Source organism: 'Nostoc azollae' 0708, assembly GCF_000196515.1.
Taxonomy (GTDB): Bacteria; Cyanobacteriota; Cyanobacteriia; order Cyanobacteriales; family Nostocaceae; genus Trichormus_B; species Trichormus_B azollae.
The window spans coordinates 2,197,202-2,220,000 of the sequence record NC_014248.1; the positions used below are offsets into that span (position 1 = coordinate 2,197,202).

Here is a 22,799-nt window from a genome sequence, read left to right on the forward strand (position 1 = left end):
GTTCAGAACTATAGTTTTCAAAAATCCAGTAGCCATGAAAATATAAATTATGCACGTCAAAGTTCCAGCTTTCTTATTGTATAAAAAAAGCTAGTTAGACAACAATGTTTAATTTAATTTGAATTTTTCAATCACTTATGAAAAACAAGCACTAGTCAAATGTAAGGATTCAGGTCTAAGGAAGAGGGATTAAAGAAGGTGTATGGAAAGCAGAGTGAACCATGGCTTTCATAGGTTGGTCAAAAAACTCAATTAGAGAAAGTGCTTGACGGCGACAAGTTTGTATAACCGTCAATAAATTGGCAGGATGTTGGAATAGCTCCAGAGAAAGAGAACCACCACAGACTTTTCGTTGTTTCAGTGCTAAATTTAACCTTGGTTTAGCTAAGTTATGATCAAGGTCTATTGCCTAAGGAAGGTAAAAGTTTACCAGGTTCCCCTGGGGCTTGATCAATGAATGAATGGAAGATTCAACTTTTGGTTGAAACTAGGATGGCCAAGTCAAGAATTCATGAAGGTTTTGGGTTTGTTGGAATAAAGGGTAGTTTTTAAAACCTTCATCTATAAGGTCCATGAATTTCATGCCAACTTCTTGGTGATTGAAGCCAGGAATCTTGATTAGTGTCTTGAAGTGACGGGGTAGGGTAGAGATGTGCCTGACATTTCTGTTGAGCTGTGACCGGATAAGCGTTATAGGCAGTAAAGTCATCAGAACTGAGTACACCAGAGTAACTTGAACCCACAATGGATTCTAATTCGCCAGGAAAACGAGTATCAGACCCATGAAATAAAGGGAAGTCACTATTGGCAAAAATCCATAACCATTGTTTCACCCCTTTGACTACCCAGGGTGTTTCATCCCCAAGGATATGAGGCTGGGTTTGTTTTATCCACTGTTTGAGGCTATGAATACTTTGAGCCACTGGACCATCTATTCCTTCATTGGTACCTACTAATGTTCCCAGTCCAATTTCTATTTGACCCAGTGCCCACAACAACAAGTGTTGTTTTTCATAGGGTCAATGGCCCTAGTTATTGATCCATCCCAAAAAAGCTTGTCCTGTGATTCCTATATCTTGTCCCGGTACTATCTCTGGTGACCAGTGTGGCCTTTGTATTTCCGCACACACACTGCAAATCCACTTCCATTGGCCTGTCCACCAACTCCCCTACTTGTTGTGTTTGGATTTTTATTGGTTCGCCAAACAATCCCCCCTGACCTCACCATCCACACACTTGCCGTCCCACTATCTCAAATCTATTCTATCTACTCCACCAAACACCTTTCTCCTTTTTCCCCTATGCCCTGGTTGTCCTCCTATTTCCGTTTTCGTGTCTGGTTCTCTTCTTGTTTCTCTTGTTGTTTGTTCTCGGTTTTTTTGAAGATGTCTCCCGACGGTGGTTTGGATAATGTTATGGTCTCTAAATCTCTACTGACTTTGAGTTTCTCTATTTCGTTTTCCAGTTCTACTACTCTATTTCTTAGGTTCTCTATACTTTTGGCCTAGTCAATAATGATTTCTACCAGTTGCTCTATTCCCAACTGCTTCAATATCTCTCTGTCTAGTTTTGGTCCCAGCTTCTTTTCCATAACTGCTATATTCTGCCTCACCTATCACACTTGTCAATACCCCACCACCTAAATCCTTACTGCAATATTGAACTAGAGATTTGAAAACTAAGAAAATAAATAATACTTTTGACAAGCTGTAGGTAGGAATTGGAAAATTTGACAACGTTCCTCTGTCAAGTTCAGAACCCTATGAACTCCTTGTGTAATCACAAAAAGCATCCCTTGAAAACATACGCCAGTTGCTGCCTCTTTCAGAGGAGCTTCCCTAAGAAGTCCGGGAACCCACCCAACGCACGGGCTCTAAAATATCCAATAATTCTTGTCCTAGATTACTTAGGTAATTATTATACTCTCCATACAACTGTAATGAGGGTGAATCTAAATGGGAATATTTGGTTGCTACTCCATATTTTTCTACTAGTTCCAAGGCAATTGTTAGGAATAGTTTGCTTAATACATATTCCTATAGCTTATCCATTAATCTAACTATTTTATTATCATTTAAATCTTCGCCTTTAATTCCCAATTCTAATAAATATCCTATGGGTTTTTCCTCAAATTTTTGCGGGAATAAATATAATTGTCTTCATAGAAGACCTAGTCCATAATGATTACTTTAACTATTTGCCCTGTATTCACTTCATCTCTACTATTTATTAATAAAACTCATGGACTTTGTCTACAATTCCTATCTCATCTATTATTCCTGCTATTTTTTCTAATTGATGCAAGTTCTTAGTCTTAAAGTCTTCTTTTTGGTAATTTATATTTTTGGGTATTTCTATTTAATTCATGGTTATTTATAATCATCCTCTCATCTTTTATCCTGAATTCATTGTCAATACTTACCAGTTGCAAGTTGTTGCCAATTCTTATATTGTCTATTTTTATTACTATTTAAATTATGTGCTTACTACTTAGCTTATTCTAATTCTTTTATACATGTTTATGGAGTACAAAATGAAGTGTGAAATCTGGGTTGGAAATGCTTATTATTCCAGCTCGGCAATAGTTCCCACAATGTCATGGCAAAATAGTACGCCACCATCTCTTCCCAAGGAACTAAAAGTTGAAACCGGTAAACTAAATTGGCAACCCGTTGATAATCAACCTGTCCATTCTTGGACGCTGTATCCTCAAAATGGAGATAGTTAGTTGGATAATTCAGCGCATTTTATCTGCTGGTACTTATGCTGTGTGTGCGGTGGATAAATTGGGGAATGAGAGTACAGGTATGATAATTACTATCAGTTAATTTACGCCTTGCATTAAGCGGGTTTAGCACTGCTGAACCCCTATGAACTAACGGGTGTGGTTGTATTTGTATTTTGATCTTGCTTTTTCAATAATGTATGTTAAGATGGAGAAGGCTTTTTTAAGGACGGTTAGCTCAGTTGGTTAGAGTACATCGTTGACATCGATGGGGTCGTTGGTTCGAATCCAATACCGTCCATATTGTCGTGCAGTGACTATTTATTTGTCATCTGGGACAAATTATTGTCGTTTTTATGGTAGTGACAAATTAATGTCATTTTTCGATATATCAGCGCAATATGTCAACTTAGTACTCTCTTTCAACCCTCTTTTATTAGATAAGAATATGATAACCTTTCAACCCTCCTAGTACAGGGTGGGCTATTGCCACATTTCATCTTCGCTAAACACCGTCCCTTGACGCGGCGATAAGCAAGGTGAAACCATCACAGGACAAAGGGTTTTACGTGATAGACCCCTTGGAAAAATTGATGAAAAAACCGTGCTTATTGACAATAAACCGCGCAGTTATCAGGCGGCTACGTCAGCATAAACCGTGAAGATACGAAGAGAATGGTCTTGTTAATGGAACAACTCATCAGTTTTATTCGCAATAAGTGGACATTTTATCAGTAGGTTATAAGGGCTATAATCCTTATATAGGAAGCTTTTCATATTCTTTACCCCCCTCAACACCGTCCCTTAATCGGTGTCTTTCAACCCACCTGTTACTAGGAGGGTTGTTGTAACCCACCCAGATTTAAAGTATTGTGGGGCAACGTTTCCAGATGTCGTTAGCGCGGATGTCTCCCAATTTTCTATTGGATCCTCAGTTAGAAAAATCATATCTGGTTTAAAAATGATGAGATTTAGACAGGGGAAGAATTTTGGGGCTTGCGCGGATCTCCTCGAAATTTTCCCCTAATTTTAGTCCTTCAAATGAAGAATTGAGGAGGTTTCCCCCTTGATCGGAGGTGATTCGGTAGCTACTACAGCGATAGATGCGCACCCTTATTGCTGGGAGCGCATCTATCCTGTCCCCAGACAGTAGCATCAGGGTGAGCAGCTACCAGAGTCAGAAAGCAAGACTATATTGCTGTCAGACTAACCGTCATTTAACACATATCAGAATCATTGGTGACAAGTTAAGGAAAAGAAGAAATTGTCAAGGGTGGTATTATGAGATAGGTCAAAAATCCTGAGAACCTCAGTGTAGATAAGTAATTGAGCGATTGAAACAAGCGATGACAGGCAGCCGAAAAACCAATCGAGACCACGGCAAAAAGAAACAGAGAGCAATGCTGGAAGATGAAGTAATAACCCGGAAATTGGAAAGATTACTGACACCAGCCATTACAAATCAAGAAAATTCCTACTGAAAACGAGGACTCAGACAACGGATACTGAATTTACCGTTGATCATCGCTGCGGTGTTGACCTTACTGTGGCGAGATATAGCAGGTGTCAGAGAACTGACAAGAATGTTAGCCAGAGATGGTTTTCTGTGGTGTAATCCCATAAAACTTAGTCAATGCGAATTTAAGCTCCTTTTAATACGGTCAAAAGACTCTTGGATTTAAGTTATTTATGAACAGGGTCAATCAATGGAATTAAATTACAAATTTGGGCAACGTGGTTATTTTATAGTGTTTTAGTAGATTTAGGTGATGCCGTAGCAGATTAACTTTCTCTGCCTTTTAAGAGGCTATTGATAAAGTAAATGTAAAGGGGAGTAGAAAAGGAATGTTGGAAGGATAGGATACATAAAATCTAGTGTATTTACATAGCTACTCATGGAACGAAAGTCTTACCCCACAGACTTAACTGATATGGAGTGGGAAATCCTAGCCCCATTGATTCCACCAGCCAAAGAAGGAGGGCATCCACCCACAAAAGATATAGGTGAAATATGTAATGCCATATATTTTCATTTGAAAACTGGATGTCAATGGAATATGCTTCCAGGTGACTTCCCGCCAAGGTCAACGGTATATAGCTATTACAGGAAATGGCAGGGCCAGGGGGTTTGGGAAAAATTCAACCATACATTGGGTAGTCAAGTTCGCTCGAAATTAGGTAAATCAAGACAACCTACCGCGCTCGCCGCAGACAGTCAGTCGGTCAACACTGACCAAAAAAAGGGGATGTGTATGGTTTTGACGGATGTAAAAAGGTAAAAGGAAGAAAGGGGCAGACTTTAGTTGATAGCCTGGGACTTGTGTTGAAAGTTGTTGTTAATGAAGCGAATGCCCCAGAACGAATACTTGCTGCCTATGCACTAATGGAACTGCTAGAGGAACCCACAGAATTATTGGAAAAAGTCCAAGTTTTATGGGTTGATTCCGGTTATGACGGTGATAAATTTGCACTTGCAGTTTGGTTCATGATTCAAGCTCATGTTGAAGTCATAGGATCTACTGAGTAAGAATTTAAAGTTTTACCACAACCCTGGGTAGTAGAAAGAACATTTGGGTGGTTTAACCAATATCATCGTCTAAGCAAGGATTATGAGCGTTTAACACAAATGGGCGAAGGGGCTATATATGCTCTTATGACTAGAATTATACTACTTCCTCTTGTCGCCTAAACATTTACTTTATAAATCATCTCTGATGATATTTCATTAGCAATAATTTATCGTGGTCTTTATCATTTTACTATGGCTCATCAAAAAGGTAAGGCAACAGATCCTATGTTAAATACTTTGCTGACCCTCAAAATCGAGATTTAGGTATTATCAGACAGAAGCGAAAACGAAATGTTAAGTTAATGGTCGCTCCTTTTCCTGATCTTCAACGTGGGACTGACCAGTTTTCCTTCCATATTCCTCCAAAAGCCTCCTGAAAAAAGATTTCCAGCCTTCACTTGTCACAAATTTTTAGAGGCTGCAAGCAATATGAACAGCGGCGCTATTAAATCTATATTAATTGCCAAGGTTCGGATATTTGTCAACTTTACTTGGCCAGGGGGAGATGATAAGTAGAGATGGGAAATTCTTTGGCTTTGTCTTGGGGACTACCGCGAACAGGTTGTTGTCCTTCTTCAATGACAATTCCTATTTGAGCAGCTTTAGGTTGAATACTCTGAATAAATCTGCCATAACTCCATTATAAATCTGCCATAACTCCATTGATGGACATTTCATACTGTTTGGCGTATTTTCGCTGAATTTCTACAGAGCCTGGATATTTTGCTTCAGCTATAGTTTGAATTTTGCTCTGGATATTCTCCCGCATATCGCCTAACTTGGGTAACATAATGCTTCCAGCTTTTGCATTTCTTAGCACATGGTAAGGCGGAGAAATTTCTGTAACTATTCCTCTTCTTCGCCGATTTTCAAGGAATGTTACTAAATCTTCCAGTGATGGAAAATAATAGCGGTGTTCGTGCCTAATAAATAATATTCTGCTGATATTAGTTTGTTTTTTATTTTCAAACCAATTTAGCAATAAAGGTATTTTATGCAAGTCAATTACAACGGTTGAACTGCCATCAGGATGCATAATTATGCTATCAGCATTGCCAACGGGTAGAAAAACAAATTCATAGGTCATCAAATTTACTTTTACTCCTCTATCCCTAATTCTTCTCTTAGCTCATCGTCAGTTAGATAGGGACGAGGAGTATGGTGAAACTGTCTGATAGCCCAAGGACGTTGGGCAAGTTCTTGAAATGTTTCCACGTCCTGACTTAATTCAGCTTTAAAAGCTGTACCATCAAGCGCCCAACCAGGGACCTCTGGTGAAATTGGTAGCTAGTCTTCTCAGTGATCATCTAGTAACCCACTTAAATATAAGTGAATTGGAATATAGAAATCATATTTGATTTTTGAAAGAGACTAAGAGATAATACTGAGAAACTGTCTTGTCTAATAGCTAACAATGAGCAACCAGGAGCTACAATCTAAGATTGCAGAACTACAAGAATTTATAGATGAGCGTGCAGATGCAAGGGAAGTAAGAAAAGCATTGGCAGTGAAGCTGGTTTATCAAAGCTACAAGTATGAGGAAATTCAAATAATTTTAGATGTTTCAGTTGCTTCAATAACAACATGGAAACAAGCCTATGAGAAAGATGGAATTTTAGGACTACGCCTGAAACACAAAGGGAGAAAAAGCCACTTGAATACTCAACAAAAAGAAGAAGTACTGGCTTGATTACAAACGAAGGAATGTTGGGAGCTTGGCGAACTTGAGTATAAATTAGCTTTTGAATATGATGTACTTTATGAATTAAAAGGTAGTTATTACGACTTGATTTGATGCGGCAGGAATTAGTTGGAAGAAAACATCTCGAGCAAATCCAAAAGCTAATGAAGAAGTAGTTGCCGCAAAAAAAAAAAGAGATTTCATCATTGTTGGCGAGCCGCGGAGAAGATATAGAAGCTGAGCTATTGAGAGTTTTAGTATTAGATGAGTGTCATTTACTTTGGGGAGATAGTATTGGATATGTTTGGGGTAGAACTGACCAAGAAATAAGCATTTCAATTAGGATTAGTAACGAACGAGATAAACAAACTCATTATGGAGCAGTTGACTATTTAGGTAAAAATTTATTGTTGAAAACCTATGATACAGCTAACTCAAAAAATACTATTGATCATCTCAGCTATTTACTAGAAGAGTTACCTAACCAACAATTACTTATTTTTTGGGATGGAGCTAGTTATCATCGTTCAAAAGAAATTCAAAATTTTTTAGCATCTCTTAACCAAGGCTTACCTTTAGGGGAATGGAAAATTTATTGCGTCCGCTTTGCTCCTAACTATCCCTCTCAAAACCTCATAGAAGATGTTTGGTTGCAAGGGAAAACTTGGGTGCGATATTTTTGTGCTTTAATCCCAACATTTTCTCATCTTAAGTGGATGTTTGAGTGGTTCATTCAAAACACTACCTTTGATTTTCTGTCTCTCCAGATGTACAGAGCATTTTCATAAATCAAATACTATTCCTATAGTATCTTGAGATTGAGATACGTCTAAAACTTGACCACGCACTGTAAGAGATGATTTATAAAGTAAATGTTTAGGAGACAAGAGAGAGTAGCATAATTCTAGTCATAAGAGCATATATAGCCCCTTCCCTCATTTGTGTTAAACGCTCATAATTCTTGCTTAGACGATGATATTGGTTAAACCACCCAAATGTTCTTTCTACTACCCAGGGTTGTGGTAAAACTTTAAATTCCTGCTCAGTAGGTCCTATGACTTCAACATGAGCTTGAATCATGAACCAAACTGCAAGTGCAAATTTATCACCGTCATAACCGGAATCAACCCATAAAACTTGGACTTTTTCCAATAATTCTGTGGGTTTCTCTAGCAGTTCCATTAGTGCATAGGCAGCAAGTATTCGTTCTGGGGCATTCGCTTCACTAACAACAACTTTAAACACAAGTCCCAGGCTATCAACTAAAGTATGCCCCTTTCTTCCTTTTACGTTTTTACATCCGTCAAAACCATACACATCCCCTTTTTTTGGTCAGTGTTGACCGACTGACTGTCTGCGGCGAGCGCAATAGGTTGTGTTGATTTACCTAATTTCGAGCGAACTTGACCACCCAATGTATGGTTGAATTTTTCCCAAACCCCCTGGCCCTGCCATTTACTGTAATAGCTATATACCGTTGACCTTGGCGGGAAGTCACCTGGAAGCATATTCCATTGACATCCAGTTTTCAAATGAAAATAGATGGCATTACATATTTCACCCATATCTGTTGTGGGTGGATGCCCTCCTTCTTTGGCTGGTGGAATCAATGGGGCCAGGATTTCCCACTCCATATCAGTTAAGTCTGTGGGGTAAGACTTTCGTTCCATCAGTAGCTATGTAAATACACTACATTTTATGTATCCTATCCTTCCAATATTCCTTTTCTACTCCCCTTTACATTTACTTTATCAATAGCCTCTAAATGTAGGCTTTTTTATTCTGATTTCCATAATTCTAATTCTGGAGGTTCTCCAGTCCGTTTAATTCCTATCCAATGAGGATTTCCATAAGATTCTTCTACAATTTCATCTAATTAAATTCGTAGATTATCTGGTTGAGGGATGCCAAAATGTTGCTGATCCCGTTCAATCTATTTTCTGACGTAACAGAAGTTGACATAACTTATCACTTGTTATTCCATGTGTTTTCCGTCCAATTAGAGATAGTGCATTTACTATGCTAGATGTTAGGTTAGGATACCCAACAACCATAATCTTTGCTCTTCATAACTTAATGTCTACCATTCTTCTAAAAATTCTCTATTTCCAAATACTTCCCTAGGTTTTGCCACTTCTTGAGCAACAAGAACACAAAATATATTATTATCAGGACCAGGACCTATAGTATATAATTGAACCGCAAGGGTATAAGAAAGGACTCTATTCACTTTAAGGCCTACAAGGATTTTTGGTATATCGAAATAAACGCGAATTATTTAAAACTGCTGTATGAAGAAATTCTTTACCGTATCTTATCCATGATTCCTCTTCTCTAACTCTGTCTGGATCTGCTCAAAGCCGATTTGTATCCTGCCACTTCATACCCCAGTATAGCTTACATTCAGTATTCGGTGGGCATTGACTCACTGGGTTATAGTTTTTGCTAGGAGTGACTCCATTAAAAACAAAGAGAAGATTTCCTAAAGGTATTGTAGGAATCTGAATGGAAATAGGTGGTGCAGTGAAAAATTCTCAACTATCTGATTGTAATCGTGTAATCCATTGAGTAGCAAGAAAACCATGATTGCGAATATTCAGATACAGTATCCCTTGCTCTAGGGAATACTGCTTTTGCCGCCCTAGGAATTATTATTTCTGGTTTACCTACCTGCCCTAATATGATACATACAGCCTGTTCTGCATCAATGCCAGTTGCTTTGTCTGAAAATTGCTAAACTTCAAAAATTTGGCAATTTTCAGTTAATAAATTACGTGCATTTGGGATGCGATAAGTCATATTAGTCAAAAAAGATTGAGGTGAAATAAAAGTAACCTGAGAATCTTTTGCTAACCAGCATGAAGATTTTTCTATAAATCTTGCTGCAAATCTTGCTGCCCTTTGACTATTACCATCTTCTACAAAAGGAGGATTTGCAGCAATCGCACGCGGGTTAATACTCATATCTTCTCTGTTTAAATTATTATGCTTTTCATGAGTAAAGTGATTAGGAAAAGGAAATAGAATATCTTGACCTAATGATTCTCTTGCTAGAGTATATCACAATTGTGTTACTAAATCTGGATATTGATCTAAATCATTACCAACTACATGATTAGCAAGATAAGTTTTTCCTTATTCTAAATTTTCAGGAATATCAGACACTCCTGAAAGACGCGATGTAGCAGCTAATAATAAACTTCCAGAACCAGCAGCAGGATCAAAAATTATTCTTTCTTCTGGATGTAACCTTTCTAAAAGTAATAGTTCCAGCATCGTTCCAGCGATAGCAACTGGAGTATAGTGTCGCTGTAAATCAGTCCATTTTTCACCTTCAATATAGCTGGGTAACTCTTTGATAGCTCCTTCATACAGGAGTCCCAGATCTCGATGATCAACTAACGGGACTTAAACAAAAGTTAAGAGTAAAAAGGAGTATAATGGGATTCCGGTATAGCTTTCATGTTAAAAGAAGCTGATGAAAGAAACCACTGGCGCAGCAATGGCACCATGGTTTGAAAGATAGTGTCATTTGATGATGTATTTACTCATCAAGGGGAAAAAAGAGAGTGTAGACATGATTTAGGGGGATGATTGGGTGAAAGTGAGAGAAGAAACCTATTTCAAATGGCAGAGAATGCCCTAGGGGTGACCTACCACCGATTACACCACGTTTTAACTGAAGCACCTTGGTCCAGTTCCCAAGTCAATGATCATCGATTAGAGATTATGAACAAGTGTAGTCAGAGGAGAATCACCAGAGGATTTAGCTTAATAATTGATGATTCTGTCCATAGAAAAAGGGGGAATTTTAGGGATGGAGTAGGAAGACAATATAATATTGGAGAAATTGGGAACACGGATAATGGAATAGGTAGTAGTAAAAACACATCTATGATGATGGTAGTAAAACCATACCATTAGATATAGAGTTATATCACCACGGTGATTCTTGACCCAAAGGGAAACAAGACCCTCTATTTGATAAGAAACCTGAGTTAGGAATTAAATTAATACATCTGAAAATAATTAGGTTAGATAACTTAGCACAAAGTTTATCCCAGGAGGCCTTTATATAAAGCCAGCTGGAGTTAGATAAACCCATAACATTATGGGTAGTAACTAAGGAAGTAGAAATGTCAGCCTTAACTGGAAAGGGCAATATTGCTATCGTCATCAACCCTTCTACTTTCTCTCAAGCCACTACTGATCTCGACCACTTTATTACCAATATTTCTTCATCAATTGTCACACCCCAATGGATAGTTGATAGATATTCTCAAAAAAATTGGGTAGAAGTTTTTTACAGGGAAGCCAAGGGATGGTTAGGACTCAAAGAATATCAAGTTGGAGATAACAGCAGTTGACTGCGCCATTTTATTTTGGTTTTCTGTGCCTACACTTTTATTCTTTGCCATCAGTGGACTGGAGGATTAAGACCAAGGTGGGCTAAGAAACCTTTGAATACTTTTACTGAAGCTTTAGAAACGTTTACAACAGCCATATCTTTTTATTGATTGGTTCAAGTTGAATACGGACGTGTTCCCTTCTCACCAAGCCAATTTGGGCTACATTTCATTAACGTCAGATGTATTAATTTAATTCCTAACTCAGGTTTCTTATCAAATAGAGGGTCTTGTTTCCCTTTGGGTCAAGAATCACCGTGGTGATATAACTCTATATCTAATGGTATGGTTTTACTACCATCATCATAGATGTGTTTTTACTACTACCTATTCCATTATCCGTGTTCCCAATTTCTCCAATATTATATTGTCTTCCTACTCCATCCCTAAAATTCCCCCTTTTTCTATGGACAGAATCATCAATTATTAAGCTAAATCCTCTGGTGATTCTCCTCTGACTACACTTGTTCATAATCTCTAATCGATGATCATTGACTTGGGAACTGGACCAAGGTGCTTCAGTTAAAACGTGGTGTAATCGGTGGTAGGTCACCCCTAGGGCATTCTCTGCCATTTGAAATAGGTTTCTTCTCTCACTTTCACCCAATCATCCCCCTAAATCATGTCTACACTCTCTTTTTTCCCCTTGATGAGTAAATACATAATGAAGCCTTTGAGACCATCTTTCAAACCATGGTGCCATTGCTGTGCCAGTGGTTTTTTTCATCAGCTTCTTTTAACGTGAAAGCTACACCGGAATCCCATTATACTCCTTTTTACTCTTATCTTTCGTTTAAGTCCCGTTAGTTGGTTAATAGGTAATACTAAATAAATTAGTAACTCAAAAAGGTTTTATGTCTTTAAAATCTCTACTTCCACAAGTGAGAATTTGTTTTGTTGGTGAATCATTTGTTAATGGTACAGGTGAGCCTAAATGTCTAGCTTGGACAGGGAGAATATCCGTTAGTGCTAATGAAAAATTTTATGATATTACTTACTACAATTTAGGAGTGGGGCGAGAAACGAGTACAGAATTAAGAAATCGTTGGTTTAGAGAAGTTTCTCATTGGTGATCTCAAAAGTATAATGGCAGAGTTGTATTTTCTTTCAGGGTGAATGACACTTCTATAGAAAAGGGTAAAACTCTTATTTCCATAACAGAATCAATTGCCAATATTCACTGTATTCTAAATGAAGCTAAAAAGCTATATCCTATTGTAGTGGTTAGTACATCACCCATTGGGAATGATGAACGAGATCAGAGAATTGCTAATTTATCTCAGGAATTTACTTTGGTCTGTCAGGAGTTAAATATACGGTATTTGAATATTTTTTCTAAATTGATAAGTTCAAACAGTTGGGTATAAGAAGCTAAAAATAATGATGCCGATTATCCTATAACAGGAGGTTATACGGAATTTGCTCACATTGTAGGAAATTGGGATACTTGGTTAAATTGGTTTCCTATTTTTTAAATTTGATAGCTTATTATATAATCATCCATGACAAACCCACCCCCGAAATCTATTACCTTACTCTCAACAATGTGAAAACTAAATCGAGAGTAGGCTGTAATCCGTTTTCCATTCATCAAGGATGATTTTTTAAAGCTTATCTCTGCAATGAGGGAAATAAATAACATTTATGTGATTTCCAATGATTAATATGATCTTTTGCTTCTGCACCATAAGATCAATAACCAACTATTTGAGAATTTGCAATGACTTTATCATAAAATATTCCTAACTGATAAGTTTCCTTTTCAATTACTCCCGTTCTATAAATCTTATTCAACAGTTACTCTACTTGTTCAATACTAAGAATTGTGGAACAGTAAGCATACCAAATTTTTTGATAAATGTTTCTCAGTTCCTCTAAACCCGAATCTAGTAATTTGGTGATTGTAATTGATGAATCATTCATTCATAGTGATATTTATAAATCAATTTCATTTGAATACAACTTAAGTAATTTAACTTAGGTCTGCGTATTACCAAATTTTATTTACCATTTAATTGACTATTGTTACACAAAAAATCTATGATGAAGTGAAGAAGTCATAATTAGGGATAATTATATGAGTTATTATATTGCTCCCAGCTTTCTCGATAAACTTGCTGTTCATATCACCAAAAACTTCTTGAATCTTCCTGGTATTCGAGTTCCCTTAATTTTAGGTATTCATGGACGCAAAGGTGAAGGAAAATCTTTTCAATGTGAATTAGTCTTTGACAAAATGGGTATTGAAACAACTTTGATTTCTGGGGGAGAGTTAGAAAGTTCAGATGCAGGAGATCCAGCACGGCTGATTAGGTTACGTTATCGGGAAACAGCAGAATTAATCAAGGTACGTGGAAAAATGTGCGTACTTATGATTAATGATTTAGATGCTGGTGCAGGACGCTTTGATGAAGGTACTCAATATACAGTAAATACCCAGTTGGTAAATGCCACACTGATGAATATTGCTGATAGTCCCACAGATGTGCAGTTACCAGGAAGTTACGATTCTAACCCGACTCGTCGCGTACCAATTATAGTGACAGGTAATGATTTCTCTACTCTTTACGCACCATTGACTCGAGATGGACGGATGGAAAAATTTTACTGGGAACCTAACCGTGATGACAAGGTGGGAATGGTTGGGGGAATCTTTGCAGAAGATGCACTTTTGCAGCGAGAAATTGAGCAATTAGTTGATAATTTTGCTTATCAATCTATTGACTTCTTTAGTACTTTACGTTCCCGCATTTATGATGAACAAATCCGCGAGTTTATTCATACAATCGGTTTTGAAAATGTATCCTCGCGGGTGGTTAATAGTGCAGAAGGTCCACCAGCTTTTAAACGGCCTAATTTCAGCCTATCCCATTTAATTGATTCTGGTAAATTCATGGTAGCTGAACAAAAACGGGTGGAAACTTCCCAGTTAGTTGATGAATATAATCGTTTAAATCGCGGTAAAAGCTATCAACCTGCTGCATCTATTGCCGAAACACCCGTTAGTCAAGTTTCTCTTAAAAAAGAAGAATTATCAAATACTCATTTAACTTTAGATATCCAAGCACAAGTCCGCAACATCTTATCTCAAGGTTACAAAATTGGGATTGAACACATAGATGAACGTCATTTTCGTACTGGTTCTTGGCAAAGTTGCGGTACTATTCATGCTCATGCTGAATCGGATGCTATTTCAGCTTTAGAATCTTGCTTAGCTGAATATAGTGGTGAATATGTGCGCTTGGTAGGAATTGACCCACAAGTAAAAAAACGGGTGGTGGAAACTATTATTCAACGTCCGTAAGAGGATGTTTAAAAAGTTAAGAAAGGTATAATTTGTAATTGTGTATCCCTTCGGGGTACTGCGTGAACGCGGAGCGTGGTCTATGACTTCTACGTCGTCATGCAAGCTATAGCCATGTGGAGTAAAGCGGAACGAAGAATTTAGGTAATCTGAGATACTTCACTTCGCTGCGTTACGTACCCTGCGGGAAGCAAGCTACACCATGAGTTTTCAAACACCGTCTAAGTCCAGGTTCGTAATTAGTTAACTTTCTGCATACTATGAGTATCTCCTGCTCTTAACTTAATTAGCTGTACAATATTTTACTACATTGCCTGTATTCTATAAGAACTAAGCAGGTCATGCTTTTGGATGACCTGAAATGCGAGAATAGCATAAATACGGTTGAATGCCTGAGTGGAGTTGCTGAGTGAAACTCAGGCTAATTGTCATTTTTATCTTTAAGAGCTGTCAAAGATATATAGCTATTGGGCTGCGGCAAAAATAACTATCCAGTAAAAAAAGGTTAAGAAGCTCATAAAGCTTGCTTTCTTCCCTATTGCCTTCTGCCTCCTGCCACTGGTATAGGTAATACTATTCCGCCTTCAACAATTTTGATTAAATTAATGCTAGTAACTAGGTGGGCGGAAAAATCTATAACTATGTCATAGCGAATGCAGCAAAGGGGAATCAATGAGTTCCAAAGGTTTCAAGTAATTTACATTTTGTTAGATAGTTATGTTTATTTGTATCTACTTACTTATGTCACTTATAGATTATCATGTTCTAAGCCCAGAGATGATTGCAAATAATTCGCACAATGGGGAGAAACTATTCTAGAACATCAATAATATTTATCAGTTTAATTGAGCATTAGATTCCATGAGAATTTTTTCCATCCTGGGTTTGAGTGGTCATGGGGAACTTTTACGAAAATCAACAGTAATAAATTTTGCTGTCACATTAAAGCCAATATATCATAGTATAAATTTTCCTAAATAACTTCAGTTACTGGGGATAAAGATAACAAAGTTGTATAATTAGCCCGTCTCCTCTATAAAAATTACATTTTGACTAATAATAGTCCGCTTTACTGTTTCTTTTACCTTGATAAGGGGCATATGTGGCAACAAGAAAAAAAAGATGGTGTAATCGTTAATCTGGTATTATCGCTGGCCTTAGCTACCAGTGGTGTGGTAGCCAACTTATTTGTGTTAGCTCCTACACAGGCAGAATTAAAATCTGATTTTACTACTTTCCCGCTGCCGCAAACAGTGGAGGATGGAATCAAAGTGCGAATTGATGGTTCTGCGAGTTTGGTCATGATTAACCAAAGCCTAAAAGATACATTTGAGAACCAATTTTCTGGTACACAGATAGAAGTGGGGGTGAATAGTGCTGATGCTGATGCTGCACTCAAGACTTTGCTAGAAGGCAAAATTGATATAGCTGCCATCGCACGAGACCTAACTCCAGCAGAAAAAGCTCGAGGTTTAGAACAAGTCCATTTGCACCGAGAAAAAATAGCCATCATCGTTGGTGCAAATAATCCCTTTCCAGGAAGTTTGACTCCTGAAAAATTTGCTAAAATTTTTCGAGGCCAAATTAAGGACTGGTCAGAACTAGGAGTTCAATCTGGTAAGATCCGGCTAATTAATCGACCCTCAACAAGCAATACTCATAATGCCTTTCGTGATTATTCAGTTTTTCAAACTGCTGAGTTTCCTACACGAACGAATCCGACTCAAATAGCTGAAGATAAAACTGCCCAAATTATCCAACAATTAGGTACAGATGTCATTAGCTATGTTATAGCTAATCAAGTATCAAAGCTACTAGATGTGCGAGTTCTGAAAATCAAGGGAGTTACACCAGGTAATTCTCAATATCCATTTTCTCAGCCTTTGGTTTACGTTTACAAGCAAAATCCCAACCCAGGAGTAGTTGGTTTTCTGAGTCTTACCCTTGCACCTGTAAGAAAAAAGGCGCTAGAACCTCCTAGAGAAGCTGAAGCCTCTGCGATCGCAGCCAGTTCTTTACAAAGTGTTAATCGAGAAACTTTAACAACTTCCTCATCAAAACCTCAACCCCTACTAACTGTTGCACCATCTGAAAATTCCACTATAAGTACCACTCCACAATCACAAACTCCAATCAATACTCTTGGTTCTGGTAATGAACAACAGTTTGTGAGTCCTCTGGAAAATGATCCGCTTGAGGATAAGAACGTCATACTCTTAATAGTTTTATCGCTATTGCCAATTTTTGGTTTAGGTGGGTTTCTAACTTGGTGGTTCAAGAGAAAACTGCGATCAGTAGATGAAAAAACAGATAACTTGGAAACATTAATTTCCAGCACATCTACCACAGAAACAATATCAATCACACCAGACGATTACAGCATTCTTCCCTATCTTGAAAATGGTAGCTGCACTAATGGAATATCGCATTTAAATCAAACTACAACTACAACTTCAATGCTATCCGACAAGGAATATCTTAACCTTACTCAAGAAGATAACCTAACAGGTAATTTATTAACAGCAATTGTCACAGGAACAAATACCAGAGTAGATCATACAAATGATTTTGACATTCCTACTGAAACAATAGCTGTTGATTGTGGTGAAGTAGTATGGGATACAGAAGCGCCAGTGGCTGTTGTTAATACACCTTACCCATCAGTACCCAGAATTTCAGGAATTACATTTGATGTAGAACTGCTAACTTACGAATTAACCACTTCACTATCAGAATTACTAGATAACCCAGCAGCGCCATTTCATCAAGATACCACTACTCCACTATCAGAAGTAATAGGTTTTCCACCAATTTCATCCGATGCTGACTCTAGTACTTCACTCTCAGAATTACTCGGTATGGCAGCAACCTCTCTTGATACTGATTCCAGTAATACTCCACTAAAATTACGTCCTGTATCTACAAAAGAGCCTATTACGTCCCTATCAGAATTATTGGGCTTACCACCAGAAACATTAGATTTAGATATAGCACTGAGCAAAGATGAAACAACAAGTTCACTACCTGAACTATTAGATGAGTTAGGAGATTTATTCAACAACTTAGCAGAGGCTGAACTCAAAATTGATCTGACACCAGAAGAGTTTTCCTCAGACTTGTCTATTTCATCAATGTTCTCAGAAGAGACTATTGACTATGCAATCTTGAAAACAGATGCAAAGATAGAAGTTTCATCAGAGTTAAAAATACGAACTAACATCACAGAATTTGCTAGTTTCTTGGATATAGACACAGATAGCAGCATTGTCTTCACACCCCGTACACCTAAGTGGGCTTATGTTTCTTGGTATGTTTCAGAAACTCACAAAGAAGTACTGCGAAAAAAAGGAGGTCGTCTTTTAGCAGTGAGGCTTTATGATGCTACTGACATTGATCTGAGTTATCAAACACCCCAACTAGTTCAGCAGTATGAATGTGAGGAAGCAACTTGCGATCGCTATATAGATATTCCCACTAGCAATCGTGATTACATAACTGAAATTGGCTATACAACAGATAATAATTGTTGGTTAGGTATAGCTCGTTCAGGTACTATTCGGATCTTCAATCCTCCTAGTGAAGATTTCTGGTTTGTCACAGATACAGAACTAGTTATTCATGGATCTACCGAACCAGGAGCAAAAGTGACTATTGATGATCATGAAATTGAAATTCAACCTGATGGAACCTTCAATTTCCGTGTTCCCTTCTCCAATAGTTTACTTCAATATCTGATGACAGCAACTGCTGCTAGGGGAGAACAAACTATCACCATCCTCAAGAAGTTTTCCCAGGAAAATCCAGAAGATTAAAGTTAAGGAGTGATTATTTTTACCCCTAATCACTCCCATTAATTTTGGGACTTTAGATTTTATGTTGTACAAGACTTAATTTGGGATCATTCTCATACTCAAATCCAACCACCTAGACTGAGTAATCGGCGCACTACTAGAAATATAATCAACTCCAGTTTCTGCCACACCACGAATAGTTTCCAAACTGACATTCCCCGAAGCTTCAATTTTTACCCGGCTATCCATCTGACGAATCAGCTGTACCGCCTCAGCCATGATATCCACAGTCATATTATCCAGCATAATAATGTCAGCTTGATACTCCAATGCTGAGTGCACCTGTTCCAAACTTTCCGTCTCCACCTCAATGGTCAAAGGATAGGGAATCCGGGAACGAATCTGTGTGATCGCTTCACCAATATCCCCAGCCGCTACAATATGATTGTCCTTAATCATCACTGCATCATCTAAACCGATTCGGTGATTAATCCCACCACCGACAGCAGTAGCGTACTTTTCCAAAATTCTCAGACCTGGTGTCGTTTTGCGTGTATCTACAAACCTTGCTGGTAAATCTGCTATTTTCTCCACATATATATTAGTCAGCGTTGCAATTCCACTCAGCCGCATCACCAAATTTAACGCCACCCTTTCCCCCATCAATAGCGCATCCAGTGAACCATTAATTTTTGCTACCACCTGTCCCGGTTCACACTTTGCACCTTCAGAGGAAACAGCAACAAAGCTGACTTGATCATTCAACAACTGAAATACTCTAGCTGCAATCGGTAAACCAGCAATTATCCCAGGTGCTTTTGCTATCCACTGGGCTTGTCCTATGGTTGCATTTTGGCATAAAAGAGATTGGGTAGTGCGATCACCTCTACCGATATCTTCCACCAACCAAGTTTGTAACAACTGATCCAGCACTAAAAACGGTGGTAGTACAGCCACTGAACCTTTCATCTGATTTCTTACCTCTAGAATTGAGTTCAAATTCTTCTATTTCTACTCAAGCCTATCAACTATTGATTCATGTCCTGCGATCACATCTGGTTCATCCGCTTCTATATGAGACGCTTTCCCAGGCAGATGATCCGCATACCTTGCGTCCCCATGACATTAGGAGCTTGCTAGAGTAGCTCACCACTACTGTGATCAATAATTCCTGAATGGTACCAACCCCGGGATTTATCTGTAGCATCAATCCAAAATCGGATGATTCTGATGCGAGTATTAAACCCCCACATCCTACAAAAATATGCATCCCGGGTGATCAATCCAGCTTTGGTATCCATATCTAGTATTTTTAGGGACTAAAACCCTTGTTATATCAGAGTTTAAAGAGAGATTAAAAAATAGGTGAAAAAAAGTTAGTGAAAGTAGTTGACATTAAAAGATAGGTTCGATATATTGAATAAGTGCCAAAGAGAGAGCGCCAAAGAGCGGACTCGGAGGGACTACCGAACCTTGAAAATATTATAGTTTGAAAGCCAGTATACAACAGGAAATAGCGTCAGTAAAGAAAATAACCTGACCGTGGTTGTAAAAATTGGTCAAGAGAGCTAAAAAACAAACTTACCAAAACGGAGAGTTTGATCCTGGCTCAGGATGAACGCTGGCGGTATGCTTAACACATGCAAGTCGAACGAAGTTCTTAGGAACTTAGTGGCGGACGGGTGAGTAACGCGTGAGAATTTGGCTTTAGGTCGGGGACAACCACTGGAAACGGTGGCTAATACCGGATATGCCGAGAGGTGAAAGATTTATTGCCTGAAGATAAGCTCGCGTCTGATTAGCTAGTTGGTGGGGTAAGAGCCTACCAAGGCGACGATCAGTAGCTGGTCTGAGAGGATGATCAGCCACACTGGGACTGAGACACGGCCCAGACTCCTACGGGAGGCAGCAGTGGGGAATTTTCCGCAATGGGCGAAAGCCTGACGGAGCAATACCGCGTGAGGGAGGAAGGCTCTTGGGTCGTAAACCTCTTTTCTCAGGGAAGAAAAAAATGACGGTACCTGAGGAATAAGCATCGGCTAACTCCGTGCCAGCAGCCGCGGTAATACGGAGGATGCAAGCGTTATCCGGAATGATTGGGCGTAAAGGGTCCGTAGGTGGTACTGTAAGTCTGCTGTTAAAGAGCAAGGCTCAACCTTGTAAAAGCAGTGGAAACTACAGAACTAGAGTGCGTTCGGGGCAGAAGGAATTCCTGGTGTAGCGGTGAAATGCGTAGATATCAGGAAGAACACCGGTGGCGAAAGCGTTCTGCTAGGCCGCAACTGACACTGAGGGACGAAAGCTAGGGGAGCGAATGGGATTAGATACCCCAGTAGTCCTAGCCGTAAACGATGGATACTAGGCGTGGCTTGTATCGACCCGAGCCGTGCCGGAGCTAACGCGTTAAGTATCCCGCCTGGGGAGTACGCACGCAAGTGTGAAACTCAAAGGAATTGACGGGGGCCCGCACAAGCGGTGGAGTATGTGGTTTAATTCGATGCAACGCGAAGAACCTTACCAAGACTTGACATGTCGCGAATTTCGGTGAAAGCTGAGAGTGCCTTCGGGAGCGCGAACACAGGTGGTGCATGGCTGTCGTCAGCTCGTGTCGTGAGATGTTGGGTTAAGTCCCGCAACGAGCGCAACCCTCGTTTTTAGTTGCCAGCATTAAGTTGGGCACTCTAAAGAGACTGCCGGTGACAAACCGGAGGAAGGTGAGGATGACGTCAAGTCAGCATGCCCCTTACGTTTTGGGCTACACACGTACTACAATGCTACGGACAAAGGGCAGCAAGCTAGCAATAGCAAGCAAATCTCATAAACCGTAGCTCAGTTCAGATCGAAGGCTGCAACTCGCCTTCGTGAAGGAGGAATCGCTAGTAATTGCAGGTCAGCATACTGCAGTGAATTCGTTCCCGGGCCTTGTACACACCGCCCGTCACACCATGGAAGTTGGTCACGCCCGAAGTCATTACCCCAACCTTTTGGAGGGGGATGCCTAAGGTAGGACTGGTGACTGGGGTGAAGTCGTAACAAGGTAGCCGTACCGGAAGGTGTGGCTGGATCACCTCCTTTTTAGGGAGACCTAATCCATTTAGAAATCGAACACATTCTGTTATTCTGTAATTAGATTCTGAATTGGTCTATCCTAGGTCGGTCGCTGTTCTTGAAGTATGGCTTCAAACTATAATTTGGTTCATGTAAGGGCTATTAGCTCAGGTGGTTAGAGCGCACCCCTGATAAGGGTGAGGTCCCTGGTTCGAGTCCAGGATAGCCCACATGAAATCAGTTAACAGTGAAAAGTGGTTAGTCAAAAGAAACTTATAACTGACTGATGGGAGTTTAGCTCAGTTGGTAGAGCGCCTGCTTTGCAAGCAGGATGTCAGCGGTTCGAGTCCGCTAACTTCCACATTGGAAAAAGTTCAGCAACTGTAGCTAGAGAGATAGTACAGACTGCTGGGTGAAGTTCCAGTCAGAACCTTGAAAACTGCATAGTAACGCGAAAAAAAGCAGGCAGACATAGACATTCGATGAGAATGAAAGTGAATGCAAGTCGAACCAATGGAAAAGTGGTCAAGCTAATAAGGGCTAATGGTGGATACCTAGGCACACAGAGGCGAAGAAGGACGTGGTTACCGACGAAATGCTCCGGGGAGTTGGAAGCAAACTATGAGCCGGAGATATCCGAATGGGGCAACCCTAAATACTACCTGCTGAATATATAGGCAGGAAAGAGCCAACCCAGCGAATTGAAACATCTTAGTAGCTGGAGGAAGAGAAATCAAACTAGAGATTCCCTCAGTAGTGGTGAGCGAAAGGGGAAGAGCCTAAACCAATTGGTTTACTGATTGGGGTAGTGGGACAGCGATATCGAATCTAGAGACTAGACGAAGCAGCTAAATACTGCACCAGAGAAGGTGAAAGTCCTGTAGTCGAAAGTTAAAGGATAGTAGCTGCATCCCGAGTAGCATGGGGCACGAGGAATCCCATGTGAATCAGCGAGGACCACCTCGTAAGGCTAAATACTACTGTGTGACCGATAGCGAACAAGTACCGCGAGGGAAAGGTGAAAAGAACCCCGGAAGGGGAGTGAAATAGAACATGAAACCATTAGCTTACAAGCAGTGGGAGTCCGATTAAACGGATGACCGCGTGCCTGTTGAAGAATGAGCCGGCGACTTATAGGCACTGGTAGGTTAAAGCGAGAATGCTGGAGCCAAAGGGAAACCGAGTCTGAAGAGGGCGATAATCAGTGTTTATAGACCCGAACCCTGGTGATCTAACCATGGTCAGGATGAAGCTTGGGTAACACCAAGTGGAGGT

At 39.4% G+C, this 22,799-nt stretch carries 8 protein-coding genes, 3 tRNA genes, 2 rRNA genes and 9 pseudogenes (1 of these 22 cut by a window edge); 14 read left to right on the forward strand and 8 right to left on the reverse strand.

Annotated elements, in window-relative coordinates:
• Positions 1-175: 175 nt before the first annotated feature.
• Both AAZO_RS29710 and AAZO_RS43625 read right to left on the reverse strand, forming a co-directional pair.
• A pseudogene (locus AAZO_RS29710) lies at positions 176-1,591 on the reverse strand (IS66 family transposase).
• A gap of 298 nt (positions 1,592-1,889) precedes the next feature.
• A pseudogene (locus AAZO_RS43625) lies at positions 1,890-2,340 on the reverse strand (DUF4277 domain-containing protein); the annotation flags it as partial.
• A 217-nt stretch (positions 2,341-2,557) separates the two neighbouring features.
• Between AAZO_RS43625 and AAZO_RS37720 the strand changes: the two are divergent.
• The 5 genes and pseudogenes from AAZO_RS37720 to AAZO_RS33615 form a co-directional block, all read left to right on the forward strand.
• Positions 2,558-2,828 (forward strand): annotated as a pseudogene (locus AAZO_RS37720) (hypothetical protein); the annotation flags it as partial.
• A 124-nt stretch (positions 2,829-2,952) separates the two neighbouring features.
• Positions 2,953-3,026 (forward strand) — tRNA-Val (locus AAZO_RS10035).
• 1,099 nt (positions 3,027-4,125) lie between these two features.
• A pseudogene (locus tag AAZO_RS43630) lies at positions 4,126-4,359 on the forward strand (IS4 family transposase); the annotation flags it as partial.
• 261 nt (positions 4,360-4,620) lie between these two features.
• Positions 4,621-5,414 (forward strand): annotated as a pseudogene (locus AAZO_RS29730) (IS5 family transposase).
• A gap of 24 nt (positions 5,415-5,438) precedes the next feature.
• Positions 5,439-5,671, forward strand: a pseudogene (locus tag AAZO_RS33615) (IS4 family transposase); the annotation flags it as partial.
• Between the two features lie 263 nt (positions 5,672-5,934).
• Here the strand turns inward: AAZO_RS33615 and AAZO_RS35235 are convergent.
• Positions 5,935-6,381 carry a hypothetical protein gene (locus tag AAZO_RS35235; protein WP_013191163.1) on the reverse strand — a complete coding sequence of 149 codons (447 nt, stop codon included), beginning with the start codon at positions 6,379-6,381 and terminating at the stop codon, positions 5,935-5,937.
• Positions 6,382-6,708: 327 nt separating this feature from the next.
• Between AAZO_RS35235 and AAZO_RS32755 the strand changes: the two are divergent.
• Positions 6,709-7,763 (forward strand): annotated as a pseudogene (locus AAZO_RS32755) (IS630 family transposase).
• An 88-nt stretch (positions 7,764-7,851) separates the two neighbouring features.
• Here the strand turns inward: AAZO_RS32755 and AAZO_RS29735 are convergent.
• The 3 genes from AAZO_RS29735 to AAZO_RS33625 all read right to left on the reverse strand — a co-directional run bounded on the left by AAZO_RS29735 (position 7,852) and on the right by AAZO_RS33625 (position 10,359).
• Positions 7,852-8,645, reverse strand: a protein-coding gene (locus AAZO_RS29735) for an IS5 family transposase (RefSeq protein ID WP_085940203.1) whose coding sequence is annotated in 2 segments (ribosomal slippage) — positions 7,852-8,294 and positions 8,294-8,645 — 795 coding nt in all. Because the reading frame shifts where the segments join, the coding sequence is not laid out codon by codon here.
• 1,063 nt (positions 8,646-9,708) lie between these two features.
• Positions 9,709-9,939, reverse strand: a complete 231-nt coding sequence (locus AAZO_RS10080) for a hypothetical protein (RefSeq protein WP_013191168.1) — start codon at positions 9,937-9,939, stop codon at positions 9,709-9,711.
• 171 nt (positions 9,940-10,110) lie between these two features.
• Entirely contained in the window at positions 10,111-10,359 is a 249-nt protein-coding gene (locus AAZO_RS33625) for an N-6 DNA methylase (RefSeq protein WP_144031274.1), read from the reverse strand.
• Positions 10,360-10,453: 94 nt separating this feature from the next.
• Between AAZO_RS33625 and AAZO_RS10085 the strand changes: the two are divergent.
• Positions 10,454-11,577: pseudogene (locus AAZO_RS10085) on the forward strand (transposase).
• On the opposite strand, the pseudogene AAZO_RS29740 reads toward AAZO_RS10085, so the two are convergent.
• Positions 11,549-12,108 (reverse strand): annotated as a pseudogene (locus AAZO_RS29740) (transposase); the annotation flags it as partial. The pseudogenes AAZO_RS10085 and AAZO_RS29740 sit on opposite strands and share 29 nt — an antisense overlap.
• Positions 12,109-12,235: 127 nt before the next feature.
• Between AAZO_RS29740 and AAZO_RS42455 the strand changes: the two are divergent.
• From AAZO_RS42455 to AAZO_RS10105, 3 genes are all read left to right on the forward strand, one after another.
• Positions 12,236-12,454 (forward strand): SGNH/GDSL hydrolase family protein, encoded by a 219-nt coding sequence (locus tag AAZO_RS42455; RefSeq protein ID WP_338027115.1) that lies wholly within the window; start codon positions 12,236-12,238, stop codon positions 12,452-12,454.
• Positions 12,455-13,458: 1,004 nt separating this feature from the next.
• Positions 13,459-14,685, forward strand: coding sequence for a RuBisCO small subunit-like domain-containing protein (locus tag AAZO_RS10100; RefSeq protein ID WP_013191170.1), 1,227 nt, complete (start codon positions 13,459-13,461; stop codon positions 14,683-14,685).
• Between the two features lie 1,100 nt (positions 14,686-15,785).
• A complete protein-coding gene (locus tag AAZO_RS10105; RefSeq protein WP_013191171.1) occupies positions 15,786-18,497 on the forward strand; it encodes a substrate-binding domain-containing protein in 2,712 nt (903 codons plus the stop codon).
• Positions 18,498-18,572: 75 nt separating this feature from the next.
• On the opposite strand, the gene nadC is transcribed toward AAZO_RS10105, so the two are convergent.
• Entirely contained in the window at positions 18,573-19,445 is an 873-nt protein-coding gene (gene nadC / locus AAZO_RS10110) for a carboxylating nicotinate-nucleotide diphosphorylase (protein ID WP_013191172.1), read from the reverse strand.
• Between the two features lie 617 nt (positions 19,446-20,062).
• Here nadC and AAZO_RS10115 point away from each other — a divergent pair.
• The 4 genes from AAZO_RS10115 to AAZO_RS10130 form a co-directional block, all read left to right on the forward strand.
• A 16S ribosomal RNA gene (locus AAZO_RS10115) occupies positions 20,063-21,551 on the forward strand.
• A 129-nt stretch (positions 21,552-21,680) separates the two neighbouring features.
• Positions 21,681-21,754: transfer RNA gene (locus tag AAZO_RS10120), tRNA-Ile, on the forward strand.
• A gap of 58 nt (positions 21,755-21,812) precedes the next feature.
• Positions 21,813-21,885 (forward strand) — tRNA-Ala (locus AAZO_RS10125).
• A 162-nt stretch (positions 21,886-22,047) separates the two neighbouring features.
• Positions 22,048-22,799 (forward strand): 23S ribosomal RNA (locus AAZO_RS10130); it runs 2,076 nt beyond the window's last position.
• Together the 16S and 23S rRNA genes with 2 tRNA genes alongside form the textbook arrangement of a ribosomal RNA operon.

Bases quoted from the DNA above. Each gene is read 5' to 3' on its own strand.
- AAZO_RS35235 (WP_013191163.1), bottom strand. From the start codon at position 6,381: ATGACCTATGAATTTGTTTTTCTACCCGTTGGCAATGCTGATAGCATA.
- AAZO_RS10080 (WP_013191168.1), bottom strand. From the start codon at position 9,939: ATGAGTATTAACCCGCGTGCGATTGCTGCAAATCCTCCTTTTGTAGAA.
- AAZO_RS42455 (WP_338027115.1), top strand. From the start codon at position 12,236: ATGTCTTTAAAATCTCTACTTCCACAAGTGAGAATTTGTTTTGTTGGT.
- AAZO_RS10100 (WP_013191170.1), top strand. From the start codon at position 13,459: ATGAGTTATTATATTGCTCCCAGCTTTCTCGATAAACTTGCTGTTCAT.
- AAZO_RS10105 (WP_013191171.1), top strand. From the start codon at position 15,786: ATGTGGCAACAAGAAAAAAAAGATGGTGTAATCGTTAATCTGGTATTA.
- nadC (WP_013191172.1), bottom strand. From the start codon at position 19,445: ATGAAAGGTTCAGTGGCTGTACTACCACCGTTTTTAGTGCTGGATCAG.